21 protein-coding genes and 1 tRNA gene are annotated in these 25,517 nt (G+C 45.6%); 13 read left to right on the top strand and 9 right to left on the bottom strand.

Going from position 1 to position 25,517, the window contains the following annotated elements; all coding sequences use genetic code 11:
• The first annotated feature begins 25 nt into the window (after window positions 1-25).
• The 4 genes from GVN20_RS23480 to GVN20_RS23465 all read left to right on the top strand — a co-directional run bounded on the left by GVN20_RS23480 (window position 26) and on the right by GVN20_RS23465 (window position 6,399).
• Entirely contained in the window at window positions 26-2,497 is a 2,472-nt protein-coding gene (locus GVN20_RS23480) for a hypothetical protein (RefSeq protein ID WP_166560689.1), read from the top strand.
• The gene (locus tag GVN20_RS23475) at window positions 2,412-4,808 is read left to right on the top strand and encodes a hypothetical protein (protein ID WP_166560688.1); all 2,397 of its coding nucleotides are present in this window, start codon (window positions 2,412-2,414) and stop codon (window positions 4,806-4,808) included. The genes GVN20_RS23480 and GVN20_RS23475 overlap by 86 nt, the downstream gene beginning before the upstream one ends.
• Before the next feature lie 158 nt (window positions 4,809-4,966).
• Window positions 4,967-5,039: transfer RNA gene (locus GVN20_RS23470), tRNA-Phe, on the top strand.
• Window positions 5,040-5,229: 190 nt separating this feature from the next.
• Window positions 5,230-6,399, top strand: coding sequence for an acyltransferase family protein (locus tag GVN20_RS23465; protein ID WP_166560687.1), 1,170 nt, complete (start codon window positions 5,230-5,232; stop codon window positions 6,397-6,399).
• On the opposite strand, the gene GVN20_RS23460 is transcribed toward GVN20_RS23465, so the two are convergent.
• The 5 genes from GVN20_RS23460 to GVN20_RS23440 all read right to left on the bottom strand — a co-directional run bounded on the left by GVN20_RS23460 (window position 6,396) and on the right by GVN20_RS23440 (window position 12,053).
• The gene (locus tag GVN20_RS23460; protein ID WP_166560686.1) at window positions 6,396-6,965 is read right to left on the bottom strand and encodes a DUF4956 domain-containing protein; all 570 of its coding nucleotides are present in this window, start codon (window positions 6,963-6,965) and stop codon (window positions 6,396-6,398) included. The genes GVN20_RS23465 and GVN20_RS23460 overlap by 4 nt on opposite strands.
• A gap of 24 nt (window positions 6,966-6,989) precedes the next feature.
• Window positions 6,990-7,733 carry a VTC domain-containing protein gene (locus GVN20_RS23455; RefSeq protein ID WP_166560685.1) on the bottom strand — a complete coding sequence of 248 codons (744 nt, stop codon included), beginning with the start codon at window positions 7,731-7,733 and terminating at the stop codon, window positions 6,990-6,992.
• 143 nt (window positions 7,734-7,876) lie between these two features.
• Window positions 7,877-10,402, bottom strand: coding sequence for an ATP-dependent Clp protease ATP-binding subunit (locus GVN20_RS23450; RefSeq protein WP_114459184.1), 2,526 nt, complete (start codon window positions 10,400-10,402; stop codon window positions 7,877-7,879).
• 85 nt (window positions 10,403-10,487) lie between these two features.
• Window positions 10,488-11,114 carry a WbqC family protein gene (locus GVN20_RS23445; protein ID WP_166560684.1) on the bottom strand — a complete coding sequence of 209 codons (627 nt, stop codon included), beginning with the start codon at window positions 11,112-11,114 and terminating at the stop codon, window positions 10,488-10,490.
• A gap of 174 nt (window positions 11,115-11,288) precedes the next feature.
• Entirely contained in the window at window positions 11,289-12,053 is a 765-nt protein-coding gene (locus GVN20_RS23440; protein ID WP_166560683.1) for a creatininase family protein, read from the bottom strand.
• A 144-nt stretch (window positions 12,054-12,197) separates the two neighbouring features.
• On the opposite strand from GVN20_RS23440, the gene GVN20_RS23435 reads away from it, so the two are divergent.
• Window positions 12,198-13,055, top strand: a complete 858-nt coding sequence (locus GVN20_RS23435; protein WP_166560682.1) for a lysophospholipid acyltransferase family protein — start codon at window positions 12,198-12,200, stop codon at window positions 13,053-13,055.
• A 20-nt stretch (window positions 13,056-13,075) separates the two neighbouring features.
• On the opposite strand, the gene GVN20_RS23430 is transcribed toward GVN20_RS23435, so the two are convergent.
• Window positions 13,076-13,972, bottom strand: a complete 897-nt coding sequence (locus GVN20_RS23430) for a LysR family transcriptional regulator (protein ID WP_166560681.1) — start codon at window positions 13,970-13,972, stop codon at window positions 13,076-13,078.
• A gap of 237 nt (window positions 13,973-14,209) precedes the next feature.
• Here GVN20_RS23430 and GVN20_RS23425 point away from each other — a divergent pair, with 237 nt between their 5' ends.
• Both GVN20_RS23425 and GVN20_RS23420 read left to right on the top strand, forming a co-directional pair.
• Window positions 14,210-14,698 carry a GNAT family N-acetyltransferase gene (locus tag GVN20_RS23425; protein WP_166560680.1) on the top strand — a complete coding sequence of 163 codons (489 nt, stop codon included), beginning with the start codon at window positions 14,210-14,212 and terminating at the stop codon, window positions 14,696-14,698.
• 1 nt (window position 14,699) lies between these two features.
• Window positions 14,700-15,230: a GNAT family N-acetyltransferase gene (locus GVN20_RS23420; protein ID WP_166560679.1), complete on the top strand. Its 531-nt coding sequence runs from the start codon at window positions 14,700-14,702 to the stop codon at window positions 15,228-15,230.
• A 52-nt stretch (window positions 15,231-15,282) separates the two neighbouring features.
• Here the strand turns inward: GVN20_RS23420 and GVN20_RS23415 are convergent, their stop codons facing one another.
• A complete protein-coding gene (locus GVN20_RS23415) occupies window positions 15,283-15,990 on the bottom strand; it encodes a LexA family transcriptional regulator (RefSeq protein ID WP_166560678.1) in 708 nt (235 codons plus the stop codon).
• 119 nt (window positions 15,991-16,109) lie between these two features.
• Between GVN20_RS23415 and GVN20_RS23410 the strand changes: the two genes are divergently transcribed.
• Entirely contained in the window at window positions 16,110-16,523 is a 414-nt protein-coding gene (locus tag GVN20_RS23410; RefSeq protein WP_166560677.1) for a LexA family transcriptional regulator, read from the top strand.
• Window position 16,524: 1 nt separating this feature from the next.
• On the top strand, window positions 16,525-17,850 hold the full coding sequence (locus tag GVN20_RS23405; protein ID WP_166560676.1) for a Y-family DNA polymerase: 1,326 nt from the start codon (window positions 16,525-16,527) through the stop codon (window positions 17,848-17,850).
• 211 nt (window positions 17,851-18,061) lie between these two features.
• Here the strand turns inward: GVN20_RS23405 and GVN20_RS23400 are convergent, their stop codons facing one another.
• Window positions 18,062-18,451 carry a response regulator transcription factor gene (locus GVN20_RS23400; protein WP_166560675.1) on the bottom strand — a complete coding sequence of 130 codons (390 nt, stop codon included), beginning with the start codon at window positions 18,449-18,451 and terminating at the stop codon, window positions 18,062-18,064.
• 115 nt (window positions 18,452-18,566) lie between these two features.
• Between GVN20_RS23400 and GVN20_RS23395 the strand changes: the two genes are divergently transcribed.
• Window positions 18,567-18,713 (top strand): hypothetical protein, encoded by a 147-nt coding sequence (locus GVN20_RS23395; RefSeq protein ID WP_166560674.1) that lies wholly within the window; start codon window positions 18,567-18,569, stop codon window positions 18,711-18,713.
• Window positions 18,714-19,187: 474 nt separating this feature from the next.
• On the opposite strand, the gene GVN20_RS23390 is transcribed toward GVN20_RS23395, so the two are convergent.
• A complete protein-coding gene (locus tag GVN20_RS23390) occupies window positions 19,188-19,739 on the bottom strand; it encodes an AraC family transcriptional regulator (protein WP_166560673.1) in 552 nt (183 codons plus the stop codon).
• A 245-nt stretch (window positions 19,740-19,984) separates the two neighbouring features.
• Here GVN20_RS23390 and GVN20_RS23385 point away from each other — a divergent pair, with 245 nt between their 5' ends.
• The 3 genes from GVN20_RS23385 to GVN20_RS23375 form a co-directional block, all read left to right on the top strand.
• Complete coding sequence (locus tag GVN20_RS23385) at window positions 19,985-20,683, top strand: LytTR family DNA-binding domain-containing protein (RefSeq protein ID WP_166560672.1); 699 nt, start codon at window positions 19,985-19,987, stop codon at window positions 20,681-20,683.
• Between the two features lie 35 nt (window positions 20,684-20,718).
• Entirely contained in the window at window positions 20,719-22,590 is a 1,872-nt protein-coding gene (locus tag GVN20_RS23380) for a sensor histidine kinase KdpD (RefSeq protein WP_166560671.1), read from the top strand.
• A 204-nt stretch (window positions 22,591-22,794) separates the two neighbouring features.
• The coding region (locus GVN20_RS23375) for an SdrD B-like domain-containing protein (RefSeq protein WP_166560670.1) at window positions 22,795-25,517 on the top strand (2,723 nt) is incomplete at its 3' end.

The raw sequence follows: 25,517 nt of genomic DNA, 5'->3' as shown, positions 1-25,517 counted from the left end.
TTATCTTTGTCCGAGCCCCCAAACAATGAAAACCATCGCCCTTATTCTGCTGTATTTATCGCTGCCCCTGTTCATCTTTTGGGGGGGATGGTTTGAGTGGTGGGTAGCCCTTCCGCCTACGCTGGTGCTGGGTTATTTTTTATTCACATTTTGTAAATCTTCAGAAATTCATCTTCGCTCAACGATCAGCTCAATAGAAATTACCCCGCTTTCTGCCTGCCTGCTTCTTGCCCTTTTCTGGACGTATTTTGCGGGAGTGGGCGGTTTTCGTCCGCAGCATTTTGACTATTATAAACACAACCTGATTTTCAATAACCTAGTCCGCTACCAGTGGCCCGTGCGTTACGCCGATGGCTCGTATTTGTGCTATTATCACGCATATTATTTACCTCCTGCCTTGCTTGCGCGTTGGGTAGGTGGAATGTCGTATGTTCATTACTTTACTTTTGGTTGGACGTGGCTCGGACTTGGGTTACTTTTTACAGTTTTGTATCGGCTCAACGGCTGGAAATTGGTGTTTTTATTTTTGTTTTTCAACAGCCCAGAAGCGATTTTACTCATTTATGACGCCTTCAAATCGTCTCATTTCCTACACTTTCTAAAAGATTTTTGGCAAAACGATCACACCGTCGAACTCATCAAATCTCCGGGTGGGCTGTTGTTCCACAGCCACGTTGATGCATTCGTGGCCACGCCCCAACACGCCCTTCCCGCGTGGCTTTCCACCGCTGTATTATTGAAGCTTTGGAAAGAAAAATCAAAAGCGCCACTTACATTTCTTCCATTTGCTCTGGTTGTTTTTCTGCTTTATTGGTCCCCTTTGGTTGCCATCGGCTTTTTGGGGTTGGCATTTTACCTCTCTTTTGTCCAAAAAACGCTCGTTCTTTCTTCATTCTCTAGTGCTTTTCGTCTGTTATTCTTCGTAACTCTTCTTGCCTACCCTGCCCTGATTTTTTATGCAGGACACGTTCCCTCGAATGAGGTGAGTAGTTGGTGGTGGAGTTTTTTTACCACACGCAAAGACACTGTTTTTTTAGTTGTTTTTATTGTGTTGGAAATCAGCACCTGGGCCGTATTGATCGGGATGGGATATAAAAACCAAACGATTTTCAAACGGGATTTCAACTTGCTACTATGCACACTATTCATTTTATTGGGTCTCACCCTTTATCGTTACGGCCACTTCAACGATTTGGCCCGACGCGCAAGTTTACCCGCGTTGATGGTCATTTGTTGGGGCGTCAGTACCCTGTCGTTCAAAAAGCCATGGATGATTTTTACGCTGGTACTTTGTGCGGTATTGCCACTTAAACAACAGCTCCGTTGGTTTAGCGCCCAACCATATTCTGTCATTGCTGACAAGGAAATCAAGGATTTTACGCCCTACTCCATTCATTACCTGAGCAAATACCATCCCGACTCATTTGACGTAACGGCCCAGTATTTGGGCAAAGCTGATGCATCATATTTGCACTATTTTGCGCCCCATGTTCTGCCCAAGCCCAAAGAAGTGACGCGGGCTTTTTATTATTGGAAATCTGCCTTTCAACTCAAAGATTACGAAAAAACGGCATTGCGCCGCTATGGCATCCAACGGTTATACGTAAAGTTTTTTGACGTGGATTGGGATATCTCTACGCGTCAGGCCGTACCCAAAGCCGCAATTCGTTTTTTCGAAAATCCATCTTTGGAGGTAATTCCTACGGTATTTATAACCAATCGTACCCTTGAAAAACTTTCTTGGGGCGGCGTGGATGAATTGTCGAAAAAAATCGCTGAGAAAGTCCAGAACCTCAACCCTTTCCCGCTGGGAGAAGTACAAATTGATTGCGATTGGTCGTTGGCGACGCGGGCCAAATATTTTCGATTACTGACCCAATTGAAGAAAAATCTGCCCGACAGCACAGGGCTTTCGGCTACAATTCGACTGCACCAAATCAAGTTTTACCGCACAACCGGCGTGCCGCCCGTGGAGCGTGGGATGCTGATGTACTACAACATGGACGATTGGAAGAATATCAAGACCGAAAATTCCATCCTTGACCTGAACGTGGCGGGGCGCTACGCCGACTACGTATCCGCCTATCCGTTACCGCTGGACGTGGTGCTACCCGTGTTTCGGTGGGCGGTGGTGTACCGCAACGGTCGATTTTTACGATTCGTTAATCACCTTACACATAAACAGTTACAAAGCCATCCTTTCTTTATCAAATCACCCTTACCCAATGCTTACACGGTGGTGCAAAACGGCACTTTTTTGGAAATTCCCGTGCGGCGCGGCGACCTGTTCCGGGTCGAAGAAAGTACCCTTGAAAACCTAAAAATAAGTACCCAAACATTAGCGCAGGAAATTCAAAATAGGAAGGTTACATTTGCGTTATATCACCTAGATTCCCTAAATCTTACCTACTATGCCGTGCCGACTGCCCGCGTTTTTCTCCCGCAAGGGAAAGGGGTTCAAGACCCAATTCAGCAGCTATTTCAAACCTTCCGCTAAAACCATCGCTATTTTGTTGTTGCTGGCCTGCGCGGGTGGCCCTGCTGATTTAAACGAATTTACGAGCTATTTTCTACCCGAAAGCACCGACACTCAACCAGGCGACGGGCGGTATCATTATACCCAACAATTTCTGTATCTCGACGAGTACAGCGATTCGCTTCGCTTGGCCGAAAACACCAACGCCGAAGCTTGGGCCAAATACGCTGGCGTTTCCAACGACATTGCCTATAATTATTTTTACTCAGAAAGCGCCAACAACACCCTTCCCAACCGACTCATGCTGAAGGGCAACAAAGCCGCCATCGCGTATCTGCAATTCGCCAAAACCGTCGATAAGGCCTATCAGCCCGCTACCTATGCGTGGGAAGAAGGGCGGAAGGATTCGTTGGTATTGGTGGAATCTTACGAAAAAGCCAAGCAGAGCGCGCGGGTTGCCACTGATGGATTTCTGAAGGAACGATACGGATTTCAGGCCGTAAAACTAGCGATGATGCTCGACCAACCCGAGGCTTGTGTCCAATTGTACGACGAACTCATCAAGCCCCTCAAAACAAAATCGTTTATCAGCGACTGGGCCTACGCCCGGCGCGCAGGGGCAAGCATGGCCATGGGAGATACGGCCAAGGCTATTTACGAATTCGCCCAAGTATTTGAGCGCTGCCCCTCTCGACGCCGCGAAGCCGATTTGAGTCTGCGCATGAAAGGGGTGATGTTTCAGGAAAAAGCATTGACATATTGCCAAAATGACGCCGAAAAAGCCGCCGTATACGCGCTCTGTGCCATCCAACCGTTTCAGGATGCCTTGCCCTTTCTAAAAAAAATAGTGGAACTCAACCCCAAAAACAGCCTTATTGAACTAATTGCCGCGCGCGAAATCAACAAAACCGAATATTATTCATTGGGCGAAATTCCGTACACCGAAGATACACTGGCCTTTGAAGCGCATCGCAAAGAATCACCTTCTTATTTTGAGCAACTGCAAGCATTTACGGCCGAAATTGCCGCGAACAAAACCCTCAATAATTCTGCATTTTGGTACACCGCAGCCTCCTATTTGGCATACGTAAACAAAGACTACGATAAAGCGAGCGATTTCCTGGCCAAAGCGCAGGCCCAACCCACACAAAACAACTACCTAAAGCAGCAAATCGCCCTACAGCAAATGCTGCTCTTGATTGCCAAACAGGAAAGCATCACGCCAGAATTTGAAACACAGGCCATCGGTATGCTGGAGACTTTCGGCGGCTCAGACAATTTTCGTCTGGTCAACGCCTACACGCGCGCTTGTGGGCTACTCGCCAAAATGTACCGAGGCCAACCCCTTGACGACAAAAAATCGGGTGGGTTTCTGTCGAGCTGCGGCAAAAAATCTGAAGAGGTTCCCGCCACGCATTTAGCCAAAGCATTTTTGTTGGAAGCCGCCGCAAGTTGGCAATCGCGTCCCCAAAATGCGGATTACTCTCCTATTTTTGCGACCAATAAAGACCGCTATGCCATTGAAAACAGCGCTTCGACGGCGACCATCGAGCAAGTAATCAAATACTTTCAGGTCCCGACTCCGACCGATTTTGATAAGCGTTTGATGAAACTGTCGGGCGTGGATGCGGATTATTTATACGTAGTACTGGGCCGCAAATACCTCATCCAGCACCAATACGCCAAAGCTGCCGAGGCGTTTGGCAAGGTAACCCCCATCCACTGGACCGCCGAGACCTCCGTTTTTCCGACTTACTTCGACGAGAACCCCTTTCATTTGACTCCTGACAACGGCGAAAGCAAAAAACATACGTTTACTCCCGCCACGTTTGCCAAACGCATGACGGAGCTGGAAAGCCAAATGAACAAAGGCGACGCCAAAGCGGCCTACCTGTTGGGTTGCGGTGCCTACAATATCGGGTATTGGGGCAACAGTTGGATACTTTCACAACGGCAACGGAGCAGCTCGGAATACCAATACATGTACCCACCCCGCGACTTGTCGGGCGAGGACTACTACGTGATGACCAAAGCCCACACGTATTTCGACAAAGCAATGCAAACCAAAGATGCTGAATTGGCTGCCAAAGCCGCTTTTGGGGCCGCCCTATGCGAGCAAAGCGCCTTCTTTATCTATCAAGCCAATGAAGGACGTGATTTGGGCTACGGTGAAGACGAACAAACTGCTTTTCAAAAACGGATGAGCTCCGAAGAAAAAAAGCGCCTTGGGAAGTACTTTGCCCTGCTGCGCAGCAAATACGCCACCACGCAATACACCAAAGAAGTATTGGAAGAGTGCAGCCTATATCGTGATTTTGTGGGAGGAGAATAAAAAAAATATTCTCCTTAACAACTGAAAAACAGTATAGTTACCTTTGCAAAGGCACTTTTTGAGAAAAATAATACGTATTTTTTTGCAAAAAAAGTTGCGTTATATAATTCACTTCCCTACCTTTGCAGTCCCAAATCAATAGGGAAAGCGACTGAAACGGTGATGTAGCTCAGTCGGTAGAGCAAAGGACTGAAAATCCTTGTGTCGGCGGTTCGATTCCGTCCATCACCACAAAACCCCTGAAATAGCAATATTTTGGGGGTTTTTGCTTATTGCGACAACCCTTGCAACAAAATACGGATTGAATAAAGGCAAAAACATCCCTATAAAGACGCAAAATTAGTCCACGAAAACCACCACCACGACGCAACCTTTTGTTTGTCCATTTGCATCTGACTGTAAAAAACTTACAGCCACTCTGATGCACTCACGTTCCCAACGTCGCCACTACCTTGATTGGATACGGGTATTGGCCTTTTTTTTGCTGATTTTTTTTCATTGCGCCATGCCTTTTGTCACTTTCAACTGGGAAGTGAAAAATGCGGAGACCTCTGTCGCGCTAACGCGCTTAATTTATTGGCTACACCAATGGCGCCTACCACTGCTGTTTTTCATTTCAGGGGTAGGGATTCACTTTTCGCTAAAAAAACGGTCAGTAGGGATGTTTGCCATTGAGCGGGTAGTTCGTTTATTGATTCCTTTGCTGTTTGCCATGTTTTTCATGATTCCCGCGCAGGTGTACATCGAGCGATTGCAACGGGGGCAGTTTACGGGTAGCTATGCCGCGTTTTATCCCAGCGTTTGGGAGTTTGTACCCTACCCCGACGGAACCCTCACCTGGAGTCATTTATGGTTTGTCGTCTACTTGTTTGTGTTTTGTCTTTTGCTACTACCCGTTTTTTCCGTTTTTAAATTAAAAGCAGTCAATGCTTGGAAGGAAAAAATAACGAATCGTCTCACGCATCCTTTGGCCGTAGGTGCGTTGGTGCTTCCTTTCGCGCTGTATTATTTTACCCTGTACCTCGATTATCCCGAGCAGCAAAGTCTGCTCGACGATTGGTTTTTGTTTGCGTCGTCGCTTACGTTCGTGGTGTATGGGTATCTTTTGGGAGGAAGTAACGCCTTTTGGCAAACTTGTGACCGCTTCCGTTTTTATTATCTAAGCACGGCGCTCGTCTGCATTGGCATCTTATTTTATAAGTATTGGTGGACTTTAGATTTACCCAAAGTAAACGACAGCCGACTGCATCTCTACGGGGTTTTAAATTCCGTCCACATCTGGACGTTGATTCTGGCCGCAATAGGATTTGCGAAACAACACCTGAATTTTTCTACACCATTTTTAAAATATACCAATCAGGCCGTGTACCCCTATTACATTCTTCATCAAACGGTGATTGTCGTAGCGGGGTATTTTATTGTACAATGGTCTCTACCCATTGTTGTTAAACTCACGCTTTTGATTTGCATTTGCTTTTCAATTGTAGCCTTGCTTTATCATTGGCTGATAAAACCCTTTATCCTCACCCAAATTTTGTTTGGTTTAAAACCCAAAGAAAGCGTATCTAAAGAAGAATCGGTGACTATTTAGAGGTAATAATAAATCCTCAAAAATGCCATGTCGTGCAAAAAATCAAGCTTATCGATTTCGATTCGGATGATTTTTAGTCCGGTGCGATCCCGCAAATCAGCCATCAATTCTTCACGACGCGCGGCGGAGGTGAGCGAAATTTTGTCGTACATAATTTCCTTGCTGTATTCCCTCGGAAAGACAAAATCACCGTCAAAAAGAAAGGTCAAAAACAGCATCACTGTGGTAAGAATGGCCGTAATTCCGACAGAATTGGCCGACAGCCCATGAATGAGTCCTAACGCAATGGACAGAAAAAGATAGGTCATATTTCGCATGGTTATACCTTCTGTTCGATAACGTAGCATCGAAAATACCGCAAACAGCCCAAAAGCGGCACCCATCGAAACCTCTACCTTATTGATTAGATAGGTTACGGAGAAGATTATGAGATTAAAAGCAAAAAAAGAAAAAATAAACTCGCGGTTTCGATAAATGGGATAGTAGATCAGCCACAGCAAAATCGCCATGCTAAACACATCAAGGCCAATTTGAAAAATGAGTTCATTAAGTAAAACATTGGACATATTCGTAACGTTGTTTCGAGCTTTTCAACACTTATTTAGTCGGTTAATTCTAGTCAGAATCGGTTTGATGGCATTTGCCTTCAATGAAGGCTCTACGCTGGCAAGTCCTAAGCAGTATTTACTAACGCCTCCCTCCCGAATCTCTTTTTCTTTCATTAGATTTTTGAACGGGCTGACGCTCCCTTTTTCTTGCTGGACATCCGCAATGACTAAGTTCGGATACGCCACCGATTTTGAACGCCATCGAAACCACACGTTTAAATCAAACGTCAATCTCTCTCTTGTTTCTGGATGGACCAACATAATGCGATGGTAGTAAATCCAAACTGCTGGCTCTAAACTTGACACGTCGATTGGTATATTTTGGAGCAGCAACTGTCTACCATTTCCTGAAATATCTTCCGACAAATCTTCGAGCTGTATACGTTGTATGCGAGTAAAACTTTTATTGTTTCGAAATTTTAGTTCAAAATACTGCTCATTGGTTTCAACTTGCCGACAACTACGGATTTTGTAGCGGTTCAACTTCCCAGCCAAATGTTGGTAATAAAAAAGACGCTCTGGGGTATCAAAATAAAGCGTATCGTACTGAAAAAGCCTTTTTCCCTCAAAATGAATCAATTGGTAATGCGGCCGAATTTTCTGGATTATCTCTTCCAGATGCGTTTTATCAAAAAGGTACCTAGCGTCTATCCGGTCCATGAACTGGATAGACGCTTTTTTGTCCATTGCAATTCCCCGCAAATCATTGAGTAGAGGTAAGTTCATTTGGCACAGCTCTATTGTTACAAACAAAAAAGGGTACGACAAAAATCGTACCCTTTTTCACTTAGAAGTATATTTTTAGAGAAAATATATTCCACAACAGCTTAAAGTGTATTGGAGGGAATATTTTTAGACAAAACCAAACTTTAGTTTATCACTTCTTCCTCTTTTTTTCTAACCGTAATCACGAGGGTTTCAGCGCCATCTTCATGGTCGGCCAAAAGTGTATCGCCTTCGCGCAAATCCCCTTTAAGAATTTCTTCTGCGACGGGATCTTCGAGATATTTTTGAATAGCGCGGTTGAGCGGACGGGCACCGTACTGTTGGTCGTAGCCTTTTTCTGATAAGAAATCTTTGGCTTTTTCCGTCAGTTCTACCTGATATCCAAGGTTAGTTACGCGGTTAAACAATTTACCCAACGAAATATCAATGATGCGATGGATATCTTCACGTTGTAACGAGTTAAACACAATCACGTCGTCCAGACGGTTGAGGAATTCAGGCGAGAATGCTTTACGCAATGCACTCTGAATGGTGCTCTTCATTTGGTCATCTGGATTTTCAGATTTTGACTTGGTGGCAAAACCAATGCCCGAACCAAAATCCTTCAGGTCACGTACTCCAATGTTGGAGGTCATGATGATGATGGTGTTACGGAAGTCAACCCGCCGTCCTAGACCATCGGTCAAAATACCGTCGTCCAGCACTTGAAGTAAGATATTGAATACATCTGGGTGGGCTTTTTCGATTTCGTCCAAAAGCACCACGCTGTACGGCTTACGACGGATTTTTTCGGTTAGCTGCCCGCCTTCTTCATAACCTACGTAGCCTGGAGGCGCTCCAATCAAGCGTGATACGCTGAATTTCTCCATGTATTCGCTCATGTCGATACGAACGAGCGCATCTTCCTTATCAAACAGGTAGGTAGCCAATACCTTCGCCAATTCCGTTTTCCCTACACCCGTTGGGCCGAGGAAGATAAACGAACCAATGGGCTTCTTAGGATCTTTCAATCCTACCCGCGTCCGTTGGATGGCTTTAGTCAGTTTTTCAATCGGTGTATTTTGACCAATAACGCGGTTTTTGAGTTCATCACCCATACCGAGCAATTTCTGGCCTTCGTTTTGCGCCACCCGATTCACGGGAATTCCCGTCATCATGGCTACTACTTCGGCCACGTTATCATCCGTAACGGTATAGCGGCGTTTTTTGGTTTCCTCTTCCCACGCAATTTTGGCGCGGTCGAGTTGATCTAACAATTTCTTCTCACGGTCGCGAAGTTGAGCGGCTTCCTCGTATTTCTGGCTTTTCACCACGAGGTTTTTCTGCTTTTTCACTTCCTCAATCTGCTGTTCCAACACCACAATATCTTCGGGAACGGTAATATTGCTGATGTGTACACGGGCACCTACTTCGTCCATTACGTCGATGGCCTTGTCGGGCAAGAAGCGGTCGGTAATGTATCTTTCCGACAGTTTCACGGCCTGCGCAATGGCTTCGTCCGTATAGTTTACGTGATGGTGGTCTTCGTACTTATCTTTGATGTTGTTCAAAATCTCAATGGTCTCTTCTACGCTTGGAGCATCGACCATTACAATCTGAAAACGACGGGCCAAGGCACCATCTTTTTCGATGTACTGACGGTATTCGTCGAGCGTAGTGGCTCCAATGCATTGGATGTCGCCCCGGGCTAATGCAGGCTTGAACATATTGGAGGCATCCAGCGAACCAGAAGCGCCCCCCGCGCCCACGATGGTGTGCAACTCATCAATGAACAGAATCACCTCGGGCGATTTTTCCAGTTCATTCATAACCGCTTTCATGCGCTCTTCAAACTGCCCGCGGTATTTGGTTCCTGCCACGAGTGAGGCCAAATCCAGGGTTACGACGCGCTTGCCGAACAAGACACGCGAAACTTTCTTTTGTACAATTCTTAACGCTAGGCCTTCCGCGATGGCCGTCTTACCAACGCCCGGCTCACCGATGAGTACGGGGTTGTTTTTCTTACGGCGGCTCAGTACCTGCGCTACACGTTCAATTTCTTTTTCACGGCCAACAATAGGGTCTAATTTGCCCAATTCTGCCATTTTGGTTAGGTCTCTACCGAAGTTGTCTAATACAGGCGTGCGAGATTTTTCGGTATTTTTGGGGTCTTTGCCTTGCTGAGCACCGCCTCCGAACATACTCCGTTCGTCGTCGTCGTCAGTTTCGGGCCCCGCATGGGGTTTGGTGCCTGATGATTGATACTCTAACATTTCCTTAACGATTTCATAGTTTACATTGAACTTGGCTAAAATCTGCGAGGCCAGATTGTCGGGGTCACGCAGAATGGACAGTAGCAGGTGCTCCGTACCTATAAGTGGGCTTTTAAAAATTTTTGCTTCTAAGTAGGTGATTTTCAACACCTTTTCAGACTGCCGGGTCAATGGAATATTGGCCAGATTTTTCACGTTGTTGGTCGCCGTTCCTTTCGTAACCTGTTCAATGGTTACGCGGAGTTCGTCCAAAGAAACCCCAAGTTTCTTCAATAAAGCCAACGCTACTCCTTCTCCTTCTCTTATCATTCCCAGAATAAGATGCTCGGTGCCGATATAATCATGACCCAAACGCAAGGCTTCTTCACGGCTGAGTGAAATGACTTCTTTTACGCGGTTTGAAAATTTTGCTTCCATTTAATTATGGTTTCTTCACGGTTGGAATGGAGGAGTATAGCTAGCTTATGTATCAACTTCTTAACGAATAAACCTCCTACTTCGTTCAATTTACGAAAACTGACCGCTTTAAGATGTTTGTGGCCTCCGCTCCCTGACACATCAGCAAGTCAATCACACTCAAATTAGGGACAAATTCTCGCCCGAAGTTTTGTTGATAAACAACGGGAACGTATAAATTGTTGTGCCCGTAGCCCTTTTTGGGATGCACCAACGAAAGTGCGTCAAATTGGCCATTTTCTACCGTGGGTTGGTACGTTTCGGTCAGACGTATTGTCGGCTTTAGTCTCAACAGCCGCAGACAGATTGTCAGTAGCTCCCAATTTAAGTCAAACAGAAAAGTGGGTTTTCTCTGAAAAACGCGTTCAAAATCTGTACCAAAATACTCAAAATAAGGGGCTTTGGCGTAAGCGGCTACGATAGCCCCCCAATGTCGTTTTACCCAAGGCTGCGAATAATCAATTTTTACTTCTTTAATGGGCATTTTGGGTTCCGAATGAACTACCGGAACAATCAACGTATCTACGCCGTTGGCGGTCAGAATGTGGCAGCGATTTCGATAGGTTTGTTTTAGGAAATACTCCTGCGCTTCAATCTCTATCTCCCCATATTTTAACAAACAAGCAAAGTACTCCAATGAGGGTAAGTACTGTAATTCTATTCTGGCCGACAATTTGGTTTATAAATAAGTGATTATGTAAATAAAGTAATTTGAATGATAATATCAAAAAAATGATAAAAAAATTTTGCAAAACCTTCTTTGCCGATACCAAAAATGAGGAAAGTACAAATTTCAATAAAATTAAAAATGCCGTTTTTGCCTTTTACGGTAGAGAAACATGGGGGCTTACTCATACAACTGATTTACATCAGCATCGGCCAATTCGATGAAAAATTGCCCTAATTTTTGGGTCAAGTCGGTATAAAAACGCGCGCCTTTCTCGGCGGTGGCCTCTTTGGGATTCCCGACGCCCGTATCTTCCGTTACCTGACTCCATTTACGCTCGGCCCACGCCCAGCCTTCGCGCATGGCGCTGATGTTTGTTTTTTTGGCGCGCCCTTCGCCCGCTTCTACCAGCGGGAGCACCAGCTCAGGATGCAGGTGCAGCAGCAGGCTGGTCTCGGTTTCGTCGGCATGGTCGCCGGGGTTTGCAAAATACGCCGACCCATCTAAGGCTTTGAACCAAAAACAAGTACTTATCCATAGTTCAGGAAATTGCGTCCCCACTTCCCGCACCATCTGTTTAAAATCGTTGCCGCCGTGGCTGTTGAAAATCAGTAATTTTTTTATGCCACTTCGGGCCACTACTTCGGCCAAATCCCGCAATATGGCCATTTGCGTACTTGGGTAGAGGTTCATGCACAGCCTAATGTCGGCTTGGCCCGTATTAACTCCAAACGGAATCGTGGGCAACACCAGTACTTTTCGACCCGCCTCCCACGCCAAACGCGCCGCTTCAGCGGCTAGGGCGTCGGCTTCGTAGTTGTCGGTGGCGTAGGGCAAGTGATAGTTATGGGCTTCGGTAGCACCCCAAGGCAAAACGGCCGCGTCATAGTCGGTCATTTTTACGGCTTTCCAGTGGGTTTCGGCAAGAAGGTAAGGTCGAGACATCGTTCTATTTGTTGATTATAGAACTAAGAAGTAAAACACATCGGTTGATTTACTAATTTTGCGCGCTAAAATTCTTTTTTTAAAAGATTTCCTTGACCAACGGTCCCCCCGTTGTATTTTGGCAATCGTAAATCATCGCATCAAATGTGGTTTTTGGGCTGGTTGGGGCGTTTGCCTCTGGCGTTTTTATATAAATTATCCGACGTTTTTTACGTGCTAATTTATTATGTAGTCGGTTATCGCAAAAAACTTGTTACTAAACATTTAACGGAGTCATTTCCCGAAAAAACACCCAAAGAGATTCAAGAAATTAGGAAAAAGTTTTACCAATTGCTGGCCGACTTATTCGTTGAAACCCTCAAACTGCCGTATTTGAGTCCCGAAGAGATTCAGGAGCGGGTGCAAATTGAAAATTTTGAGTTAATCAAAAACTACGTAGACCAAGGGCAGTCTTTTCTGTCTTTTAGCGCCCACATTGCCAACTGGGAATGGGTACCGGGAGCGTTGACTACGCGCGGCATTCCCGTAGATGTAGTGTACAAAACCCTGACCAACAAGCAATCAGACGAGTTTATGATAAAAGTGCGCTCTTCGTTTGGGGTGTACCCTATTCCGATGCAACGTTTGATGCGTGAAATCGTGGCTCGCCGAAAAATCATTCGTACAACGGGTCTCGTGGCCGACCAATCGCCCCACGAACCCGAACATGCCCACTGGCTCCCGTTTTTGAACCGAGAAACGGGCTTCTTTCCGGGCACCGAAAAAATAGCCCGTACCACCAAAATGCCCGTCGTATTTGGCGAAATGTACCGCAAAAGTCGGGGGTATTATATCGTTTTATTCCACTCCGTAGCCGAGCCGCCGTACGACGATTTGCCCGAAGGCGCCATTACCAATTCCTACAAAAACCTGTTGGAAGCCGCTATCCAACGCCATCCATCCGAGTGGTTGTGGTCGCACAACCGTTGGAAACACAAAAAAGAAAAATTTGTAAAACCGTAGCGACCTCAAATTTTGCGCCTTTACAATTCGTCTAAACACAGTCTTTTGACGGCTGCTTGGGCAATTTCTCGCAGGTGCGGCAGCACCGCATTGGTATCATCGGCCCGCCAAATGAGGTACAACTGCGTGACAGTAGGCAGTTTTAAAAAACGAACGCCCAACAACGATGCGCCCTCGCGATACGAAATTGGCAATACCGAAAGCCCGAGTTTTTTTTCGACCAACCGCAAAATAGTCGCGCCGTAGTTGGAATGATACACCACTTTGGGACGGAAGCCTTTTTCTTCAAAGATGCCGTGTAATATTTTCCCATAATTGATGTCAACGTCGATTTTCGGCAAAATAAACTCCGCCGTTCGGCACTGACTGATGTCTTCAAAATTGGAATCATTGAGCGGAAAATCGCTCGGCACAACCAACGCAAAATGTTCTTCAAACAACAAATCCGTCGAAAAACGCGGGTCAACGGTAATCTCACGCGTAAAACCAACGTCGATGTCGTAGTTTTTCAGGGCCTCCATCAGTTCCAATTCGGCAATTTCGGTCAATTGCACATTGACAAATGGAAAACGCTCGTGCATCATGGCCAGGACTTCGGGCAAAATCGAATACAAGGCGGAGCCAGGATGCCCCATCCTAATTTTACCCACGGCCCCGCTGTGAATACGACGCGTTTGCTCGGTGATATAAGTAAGCTGATGTTGGAGGCGGTTGATTTCGTCCCGAAAATAACTCCCCGCAGCGGTCAGTTTTACATTTCGTTTGTCCCGTTCAAAAAGCAAAACGCCCAACTCTTCCTCCAATTGCTGAATCTGCCGGCTCAAAGCAGGCTGTACGATAAACAATTTTTCTGCCGCCCGCGAAAAGTGTAGCTCTTCCGCAACGCCCAGAAAATAGGTAAGTTGACGAATATCCATGTTGAACAGAAGATTAGGTAGACGTTAGACTTTGGGCCATTGATTTTATACACTTATACAAATTAAGCATAAATCAGTAAAAAAATAGCATTTCTGATTATTAAACGGCTTTTGTTACTTTGTTCATCGTACTCACTTTCCAATACGATTTTTAGTTGTCTTTTATGACCCCAAAACCTCTCCGCGCTTGCGGGGAGGTTTGTCGTCAGCAAGTAGGAACCCATCTAATACAATAATATGATTCAAATTGCCCATTACAGCGAAGCACATCAACAGTCCGTCATTGACTTGATTTTAGGAATTCAACAAAACGAGTTCAACATTCCCATCACCTTGGCCGACCAGCCCGATTTATTGACCATTCCATCGTTTTATTGTCATAACAAAGGGGCTTTTTGGGTAGCCTTAAACGAGGGGCAGGTGGTCGGAACCATTGCGTTGATTGACATCGGCGACCAAATGGGCGCAATCCGTAAGATGTTTGTTCATCAAGATTTTCGGGGCAAAGAACTGGGTATTGCTACCCTGCTTTTGAATGCCATGCTTGAGCATTGCCGCCAACACGGCCTGACCGCTATTTATTTAGGGACTCTGCCCCGACTTCAGGCGGCCATGCGTTTTTACGAAAAAAACGGTTTTGTGCAACTGCCAAAATCGACGCTCCCCCCCCAGTTTCCCGCCATGGCGCTTGACACTGTATTTTACGAATACAAAATTGCTGGATAATATGAACGCAATAACCACCCAATTTACCATTCGCCCGGCCCAGTGGTCGGATGCTCCCCCCTTACGCGATTTGATGGAAAAGACCTTCGTTGACACCTATGCCAGCTACAACACACCCACCAACATGCAGCTGTATATATCAACGCGGTTTGGATTAACCCAAGTTCAGCTCGAATTACGGAATGAAAATGTCCACTATTTGATTGTTGAAAAGCAAAGCGCATTGATTGGTTTTGCCAAGCTCGTTCAAAACCATTCGGCAGAAGGGCTAGAAAACAAAAAAGCGTTGGAAATTGAACGAATTTACTTAGATAAGGCCTACCATGGCCAACAATTAGGCGCGCAACTCATGCAATCCTGCCTAGAATGGGCCAAAAAAAGCGCCGCAGAAGTGGTTTGGCTCGGCGTTTGGGAACACAATCCCAAAGCCATTCGGTTCTACGAAAAAATGGGTTTCGAGCGCTTTGGAGCGCATTCTTTTACGCTCGGCACCGAAGTTCAGAATGATTTTTTGATGAAGAAAGAAATATAGACATGGGTTGCGGTCGGTTTTAAGAAACCTCCCGCACCCACATCGCCCAATATTACCCCATTGGAAATTCTGAATCAAAATAGCCCGCAAAACGCCACAATTCCTGAATTTCTTCGCGACGAACTGGGTAAGGTGCATAGCGCTCGTTGAGCGACTTAAGCACCAGCACCCCTTTGTCTTCCAAGTAGTTAAATACTTTTTTTAGCACAACGCCTTCATCTTTGGTCACCACAAGGCAGATGGTGCCGTTTTTGACGCCGTCCCATTGGTCAATGTACTCTCCAAACACCACTGAGCCTTCGCGCAGGGGCGGCATAGAATCTCCTTCGTACGGAAATGCCCGGTACTTGCAGTCACGCGATAGGAAAGGCACCTGAAACGCCGGCAGGCGGTTGATGTAGTCAATGTCGCCGTAGCCTTCGGCATAGCCTCCCATGGCCCGAACAGGCACAAACTCAATATTTTCGCGGTTTTGGGGGTCAACGGTGGTTACCAACACCCGAAGGTCACCGTTGGTTGACACAGGGCGCGTATCGTTACGTAAATCCTTGCGCAAAAACCCGTCGATAGGAATCGAGAAAAACGTAGCCAGACGAATCAAATCTTCAAAACTCGGCTCCGCTCTGCCCAATTCATACGCTGCCAAGGTAGATTTTTTTATCCCTAACTCATCGGCCAAGCGCTGTTGAGATACCTTCCCGTCTAGTTTACTCCGCAGATAAGAAAGATTTTGAGCAAAATTATTCACTTTTTCTTGCATATTATTTACATTACGAGTAATATTTGCAACTAAAATACATATTTTTTAACCAAAAGACAAATAAAACAACTATTTATTGCTTTATATACCAATACAGCATCCTTAACTGATTGTTATTCATGAACTTTTATTTTCCTACCGTTTTCATCCCTTTGGTCAGCGCTACCGTTTCGGCTGGTTTTCCTTCCCCAGCCGATGATTACACCGAACTTTCTCTGGACCTCAACTCGCACCTCATAGAGCGCCCTTACAGCACTTTTTGCATCCGCGTGCGCGGCAATTCGATGGAAGGAGCACGCGTATACGATGGCGACATCTTGCTGGTAGACCGCTCCCTCAGCGCCCAAAACGGAAGCATTATCATTGGGATATTGGACGGCGAATTTACGGTCAAACGCTTACGTATAGAACAAGGACAAACTTTTTTATTGCCTGAGCATCCTTCCTACGACCCCGTTGCCATTACCGAGGCCAATGATTTTAAGGTTTGGGGGGTCGTGACGTACATCATTCACAAAACCCAAAAGCAATAGAATGTACGCACTCATCGATTGCAACAATTTCTACGCTTCCTGTGAACAGATTTTTCAGCCTAAACTGAAAAAAAAGCCCATCGTAGTTTTGTCTAACAACGACGGCTGCATTATTGCCCGTTCTGACGAGGCCAAGAAGTTAAATATCCCAATGGGCGTGCCGCTATACCAAATCGAATCCTTGATTAAACAACACAAGGTCGAAGTCTTTTCCTCCAATTACGCACTTTATGGCGACCTTTCCAACCGCGTCATGCAAAGCCTTCATGCACTCGTACCGCAATTGGAGGTGTATTCCATCGACGAGGCTTTTTTGGATTTACGACAAATGCCGTACCATGATTTATATGTGTTTGGTCAGGAGATTCGGCAAACGATTCGGCAGTGGACGGGCATCCCCGTTTCGCTGGGCATTGCCCCCACCAAAACGTTGGCCAAGGCCGCCAATCGCTACGTTAAAGCGCACGCAAAAGACGAGGGTGTTTTTGTTATTGAAGACAATTTTACGGCCGACATCGCCCTCGCCGCAACGCCCGTTGAGGATATTTGGGGGGTGGGCCGCCGGTACGCCCGTTTTTTGGCTGATCACCAAATCCGAACCGCTTTTGACCTCGTTCAAATGCCCGACTCATGGATTCAAAAACACCTCAAAATTGTGGGTTTACGTATGGTGCGCGAATTAAGAGGCGAAATTTGCTACGGTTTAACGCTTGAGCCTCATCCCAAAAAAGGCATCTGTGTTTCGCGTTCTTTTTCAAATACCCTCACCGACCTATCTTTGATTGAGGAGGCCGTCGCGACTTTTGCCGCGCGTTGCGGCGAGAAGCTGCGTAAGCAAAAAACCTGCGCCAATCTGTTGCACTTGTTTTTGTTTACCAACCCACACCGCGAAAACGACCCGCAGTATTTTGGCTCCAAAGTACTTCATTTTTCTGCCGCCACGCACAGCGGTTTTGACTTGGTAACGATGGCACTGAAAGCCTTAAAGCTCGTTTTCAAAGAAGGATACCGGTACAAAAAAGCAGGGGTAATGGTCAGCGGGCTTGTGCCAGAAACCAACACCCAAACCGTACTTTTTGACATCAATGAACCCAAACGACTCAAAGACCACCGCGTTTTTCAAGCGGTAGATGCCCTCAATCGAAAGTTGGGCCGCGATACCATCCGTATTGCCACACAGGGAAAAGGTTGGACCACGCAGCAGACCCAGCGCTCTCCTTGCTACACCACGCGATGGGCCGATTTGCTGGTGATAGACGAACGAATTGATTTTCGAGGAAAACGGGTCAGAGACAGAAGTGAGAAGTCAGGAGGGAGGAGAGAGTAAATCAGAAGCAGGAAGTTAAAAATAGGAGAACGGATACACAGAGAACAAAAGAAAAGTTCGTACTTCGTCATCATGGCGGCGGTCCGCTCGCTAATTCATCATTCAGATAACTCGTCATTCGAAACCCGTTAAAACAGAAAAGCACTCAACAGGACGCCGAGTGCTTTTACTTCTATATACAGCCATGAATTAACGTTGTATGAACTATACGTTAAAGCCGAATGAGAAACTGTCGGCCGGCGGTCGGAATAAACTCCTTCGATCTGTACCCTTGCGCCTTTTTTGCCTTCCATTTCCCTCTTAAATTCCTGTACGAAATTGAAGGGGAAACCCATTCAATTTCGTAATGATAAAGCCTTCCTGAACCCCCGCCTTGTCGCCGTCGCATCACTGATTTCAGGCGGGCGTTGAGTTCCGACCAATGAAACGGTTGGCCCGGCAACATAATATCCACCAACACGCAGTCGTAATCATACACCCCGATTTTTTCTTCGGCGGCGGGCATCGTCGAAACCCACTCACATACATGCCCCTCGCCGATGAGGTATTCGCGCATGGTGTAGGCCAGCGATGCTTCGTCTTCAATGATCAATATTTTCATGGCATTTTTCAAAAAAAATCAATTCTTTCTTTAGAGCGGCTTTTTTCTCCGGATTCTCTGAGAATGATATCAATATATCTGCATCAGTAGCTACCCTACTGTAAAACGTAGAATCATGAATATGTACGTAAAAATAGGGTCAGTGGTTTTCGGTATGATTGCCCTGGCCGTTTCAACCGCTTTTTCGCACGTTGGGGGAGCTTCTTTCCGTACGGCGGCATGGGATGGGGGTGACACCGGCTATCACAGGAGGCTGCCGTAGCCGATGTGCAGTACTACTACCTGCCGTAATCTGGCAGGTACTATGACTTGGGTTCGCAGATGTATTGGTACAACCACAGCGGGATGTGGGCCGCTTCGGCGTTCCTGCCTTCCATGTATTCCCGAATCAATCTTAACGCAGCCTAAAAAATCTGTGGTTAAATAATAACTACTACGTACGGCATTATCCTAACCATTGTTAAATAGACCGTGGGGCGTTGCCTCTCCCAATCGAGTGATCAATGCGTCGAGCTTCTCGACCAGCCGTTTGGCAAACCACAGCCGTAAATGCCCGGTGTATCAGGCTACCGTCCCTCGAGCATCCGTTACAATGATGAATGACGAATGAGCGAGCGGCCCGCGGACGCGATGACGGATTTTTCTTTTTTCTAACTTCTCATCGTATCGACGGCCACTCCTCAATTATGACTCCTGCTTTTTTATTCCTTATTTTTGTATCGGCTCTTAACAATGCCTAATCAGATTCATGCTGTTTTCGGTATCGGTAGGGCGTCATTCCGTAATATTTCTGAAACATCTTATTGAATTTGATGGGCTGATTGTAACCTATTTTTTCCGAAACCTGTGACGCTCTGTATCCGGTCTTCAGCAATTTGGCCGCGTACTCCATCTTTACTATTAAGTAATATTGGTAAAACGTCTTACCTGTCAGTTCCATTAACTTCACTTTTACCCGACTGCACTTCATCTCAGTGGCCTTTGCCACTTCTTGAATCAATGGGGTTGTACCTGCCGATATAGATTTCTGAATGACCTGATCTATTTTTTGCATAAACACGTATTTTAAATTCGAGTCATCTTGGAAAATCGGCTCAATGCCCAAAGACTCGCAGCCAACGTCTGCCCTCTCCATATATTTTTCCGGCATGGGAGAATAGTTGATCGTAAAATGTATCCCTTGCTGCACTAATTGGGTAATGGTTTGCGACAAGTCTTTTATTTCAATGGATAAAACAATCTGTGCTCTATCATTAAGTTGGGTAGTAGGGTGCAATGTTGTCATCATTATAATGCTAAAGTATAGGTTTTAAAAAGTCATATTTTCTATAAGCAATTGCAATTATTTGCCCATCTTTACCAAATTCTTACTATTAAGTAGACAAAAAGCACAAAAAGTATATGAATGTAGTCCAAAATGCAGTTTATCACCAAATTAGGCAGAATATCCTCAAAAAAATATCCATATCATTTAAACCGTTGCTACCTTAGTAGCAGTCAGGAGCAACCCACTCTCAAAACTGGTAGATTTTAATGCTCAAAGTATTAATCATAGAAGACGACATCATCTGGCAGATTAAACTCCAGGTCATGCTCGAAGAATTTGAATTTTCAATTTTACTGGCCACCTCTATGGCCGAAGCGAGACAACTGCTCTTATCAACTCTACCGGACATTATTCTTGCCGACGTGAGATTACCCGACGGATTGGCCTTTGACTTTTTCAAAGTTAATCCACCTGGTATTCCCGTCATTTTTGTTACGGAGTTTGCCGACAAACATTATATTGGACAAACCCTTTCTATACCTTTCTCGTCTTTTTACGTAAAACCATTTCATCCCCTTACGCTACTCGCAGCCATTAAAGGAGCCAATGCCGCATATCGTTTAATGAATGACAATATTCAGCCTGAGCGAGCCCTGATTGTCCCTTTACGATACGGCCAAAAAATAGCTATCCCTTTTGATAAAATTCATTTTATAGAAGTGGAAGGCAATTACAGCACCATCCAAACCGGCGAGCGCGAATACGTACAGAAACTCTCGCTTTCTAAGCTCCTGTCATTGCTTGATGAACGTTTTGTTCAGATCCATAAGTCCGTCCTTGTTAATAAAGATTTCATCCAGCGCATCAGCCTCAATGAAAACACCGTAACGATCCGGAAAAGAACTTTTGAAATTGGGCGTTCTTTTCGCAGACTATTCATCGAAAAGTACAAAGAACATTTATAGAAAAGCACATTCTAAATATTTTAACCTCTGCCTTCATGACCTTTGCTTTTCGATTCGCATTTGCCCTTTTCCTTGTGGGAGGCTTAGCCGCCCAAGCCCAAACCTTTACTTTCTCTGACACCTACCCCACCAATAACGTGGACAGCCTTGAAAGTTGGCTTAAAAACCACCCCAAGCCCACCGAAGAGCGGTTGAAAAATTTGATACGACTGAAAAGAACCTATTTTTTTTCGTATCCTGAACGAATAAATCGCGATACGCTCGAAATGCGCCAACTCTCTCAAAGGCTCAATCAGCCTGTGGGAAAGGCAATTGTCACCTTCTGGAGAAGCTCCAATTTTAATGAACAATATCAAGCGTTCAAGGATTTTGAGGCCCTCAAAGATACTTCGGGCATGATATACACCCTTTCGGGTTTGGCTTCCTCCAATTACACGATTAATGCGTTGGACAAAGGCGATAAATACGCCGCGCAGGATTTTCTAAAAAAAGCCCAGCAATTGTTGAAGGCGCGTTTTAATGCTCACGATTATTTTATTCTTGAAAGGGCTTTGTTGATGCATCAACTCAGTACGGACGAAAGCAACCTTAAGGAACGTTTAGCATCGCTTCAAAAAGCCCTTGCGCTAGCCCAAAGCAAGCCCGAGTACGAATACATACGGATAACAATCAAAAGTTTTATTGGTACTGGACACGGATATCAGGGCGACTACGCCACCTCTTATGCTACCTTCAAAGGACTTTTGACGCAACTCAAGCCCGACCAAACCGAGGTGAATATTCTTCTTTCTCAAAACTTAGCCATGGATTGTGAGGAATTGGGCCGCTACGACGAACGGTTGGCTTTGTGCAACAAAATAGCTGTCTTGCTGCGTAACTATTCCAAAAAAAGCACTCCTTATTTCTTTTTGACACTATACGAAATGTCCAAGGAGGAAATGGATCGACGTGGGCGCTACCAAGAAGCATCTGCTTATGGTGACAGCATCGCCACCATGAAGGATATTGTCTATGAAAAACAGCGCAAGGAGAAACTGATTGAATTTCAAGCCCAAAACAAACAAGCGCAAATAGCCGAACTTACTTTTCAAACAACCCAAACCGAAAATCGAAACCGCTTCATTCTAACCCTACTGTTCATTGCCATGGCAGTAGCTGCCTCGTTGGGCTATTTGGGCCTGCGCTTACGGCAATCCAACACCCGCCTCAATGCCCTCGTTCTGCTGCGCGATGAGTTTATCCGCATCATTGCCCACGACCTGCGTCGTCCGCTCCACGCCTTTTATGGCTTGAGTGAGGTATTCAGCAAACTGCTCCAGCGCGGCGACCAACAGGCCATCATTAAACTTTCGCGCTCCATTGACCAATCTGGGCTTTACATCCGCCAAATGCTTGATAACCTCATGTACTGGGCTTTATCCCAAAAAGGCAACACCGTCATTTCCCCCACTTCTTTTGCCTTACAACCGACTTTGGAAGCGTTGGTTTCGGTATATAAGGCCGTGACACTTCTCAAAAGCGTTGAATTGGTATACGATTGTGCCCCTGACCTTATGGTGCACACCGACACCAATGCCCTCGACCTCATCCTGCGCAATCTCATCGACAATGCTACCCAGCATACACTGGCACAGGGAAGTATCCGTATAGAAGCAAAACCCGCTGCTGATCCCTTCCAAGTGCACATCAGCCTCCGTGACAGCGGCACCGGGATGTCGGAAGATCAATTGCAGTTGGTTAGAAACGTTTTAGATACCCCTCAACGATTCCAACCCACACAACAAAACCTTGGTTTGGGGCTTATCATTATCAGTACGTTTGCCCAGCAGGCAGGGATTAAAGTAAATGTAGAAAGCCGGGAAGGTATCGGAACAACCTTTGAGTTATGGGTAAACAGGAAAGTGTAATACCAACCTCATGCAAAAGTTTCTTTAGCACGGCTTTTGTGAAGGCCTCATCTTTCAGAAATATACCAACTTTCTCCATGTCTTTTAGCAGTTTACATACAAATTGAAGCAGGTCTTCACCAAATCAACTCCTATTTATCCCTTTCTGCACGGACCTTGCTAATAAAAGTAAAGATTTTATACCCGAATCAACTCTTTACTTTTATGTCCAATTTTATTTCACTCTCAAAAAATTTCAGGGGGCTGTTTTCTGTCCGGCAAACGGTCTGTGCAGTGCTGTTTTTGATGCTGATGCTCTCGTTGATGAGCGTACAGGCACAGGTAACTGGCTCAGTGTTTAGAGACTATAATGGCAACGGAACCAAAGATACCAATGAGCCATTGGTATCCGGTATTACTGTAAATGCCTATTCAGCCAATAGTGCCTCAACTTGCGGTACTGCTGTCACAACGGGCAGCACCGCCCCTAACTATACGCTGACGGGTTGCGGTACAGCGGCGGTTAGAGTCGAATTTGTGTTACCATCTACGGGTTTATGTGCCAACTCCGGAATTGATTTTGCCTCTTTTGCAGGTACCGGCAATGCCACATCTATACAATTTGTCAATGGTAACTCGACCAATGTAAATTTTGCCATCCATAATCCGAGCGATTATAATACGGGTACAACAGGAGTAAATGCTTTTATACCCTGTTATATCAGCGGCGACCCCTTGGTATCGGGAGCGGTTGCCGATGCTGATTGGTTTGTCGGATATCCTTATACCAATACAGGCCCTGTAGGAACAGGTACGGGTGCAGGCACAGAACCAAGTCAAAAAGTCAATGGCGCAATCATTGGGCCAACGTGGGGTGTAGCTTACAGTAAACAAGCCAAAAAAGTATTTACTTCAGCACTTCTAAAGAGGCATGTTGGATTGGGAAAACTGGGTAGTGGAGGTATCTACATGCTCGAACCTACAGCAACTTCATTTAATGTTACCGAGTTTTATGATATGGATGCCAATGGGCATAGAACAAGGGCTTTGGCTACAGCACCAGCTTATGGTTCAGGAACAAGTTATTCGATAGCAGCCGATAATTCTACGATTACTTATTTAGGAACACCCAATGACCCACTAACAGGAAAACCATCTGGCTTAGGCGTAATCGGCACAAACGCCCAACGAGGCCTCACTGCAAATCCATTAGATCCCAGCTATGACCCTGCTGCTTTTGATCAGGTGGGCAAAGTGGGTATAGGCGATATTGACATCAGTGATGATGGCAAATACCTTTTTGTGATGAATTTGTATTCAAGAAAAGTATTTAGACTCGAATTGAACAATGCCTATAATCCAACCTCGGTTGTTGCTGTCACCAGCTATGATGTTCCTGACCCAGCTTGTACAAACGGGACATACCGCCCATGGGGTCTAAAGTTTTTCAGGAATAAGCTATATGTCGGGGTAATTTGTAGTGGGGAAGATGGCGGAGCAGTAGCAGACTTAAGTGCATCTGTCTTTGAATTAAATAATCCAACAGCAGCGGCCGCATTTAATACAACTGCAGTAGTAACCTTACCATTAACCTATGACAAAGAGAATGATCCTAAACCATGGACCAATAATAGCAATCCTTTCTCTACTACCCAGGAAGCTCAAAGGTACGGAACTCCGTTGCTTTCCGACATTGAGTTTACCGACAATGGAGACATGGTACTGGGCTTCATGGACAGGTCTGGGCACCAATGGGGTGAGGAAAATCGTAGGTATTTAAAAACCGCCACAACATCTGTTACAATTTCGACTTCAGGAGATATATTGGCTGCTGGCTTAAATTGTAGCACTGGGGCTTTCACTTTAGAAAACAATGGCACTTTTACCTCAGCCAATGGCTCAGTACTTGTAGGGTCGAGTACCCTGACACCTGAAGGGCCTGGTGGTAAAGAGTTTTTTAATGATAATTCTGTAGCTGGTGATCCTCATAGAGAATCGTCAACAGGTGCCTTAGCTGTCTTAAAAGGTCAAGGTGAAGTAATGTCGACAGCTTTTGCTCAGAATAAAAATTCTGGAGATGCAGGAACGATGACGTTGTCAACCACCGACGGGTCTTTTAACGATTATTACCAACTTTATTATAGAGGCAATCCTGATGGCATTTTTGCAAAGGCAAACGGCCTTGGAGACATAGAACTTTCGGGCATTGAAGCTCCCATCGAAATCGGAAACCGTATCTGGAAAGATACTGATAAAGACGGTATCCAGGATGCGGGCGAGGATGGTGTGGATGGCGTAGAAATAGAACTCTACGAAGGGACGACCGCTACGGGTTCACCTGTACAAACGGTTACCTCTGCTACACTCAATGGTCAGAAAGGGAGCTGGTTTTTCACTAATCTCAAAGCCAATCAAGATTATGTCATCAAAGTAAAAACAGCGTTAGGGGCAGGAGCGTTGGCTACCTGTACGGCTTTCTCACCCACAGGTGCTGGAACAACGTTGATAGATAACAATACAAGTACAGGTACGATTACCCTAAAAACGGGTAATGCAGGCGAAAACAACCACTCATTTGATATTGGGGTGAATGAAGCACCTGTTTGCGTAAAACCAAACGCAGGTACTGATCAATCGCCAACTTGTGTGGGCAATACCGCCATCACATCCGCAACTTTGGCCGCTACCGCCGTAGCAGGCGGGGCTTGGACGCAGGTAGGAAACACCCCAAATACCGCTACTATTACAAACTCAAGTTCAGCCACCTCGACCGTCACAGGTTTAGTGCCAGGTGTATATCAATTCATCTGGGCAACGTCGGCTACTTGTAGCGATACAGTAGAAATTACAATTCCGAATTGTGCTTGCGTGAAACCAAACGCAGGTACTGATCAATCGCCAACTTGTGTGGGCAATACCGCCATCACATCCGCAACTTTGGCCGCTAC

This window comes from Runella sp. CRIBMP, assembly GCF_009905605.1.
Taxonomy (GTDB): domain Bacteria; phylum Bacteroidota; class Bacteroidia; order Cytophagales; family Spirosomataceae; genus Runella.
This window is presented reverse-complemented; position numbering and strand designations above follow the sequence as displayed.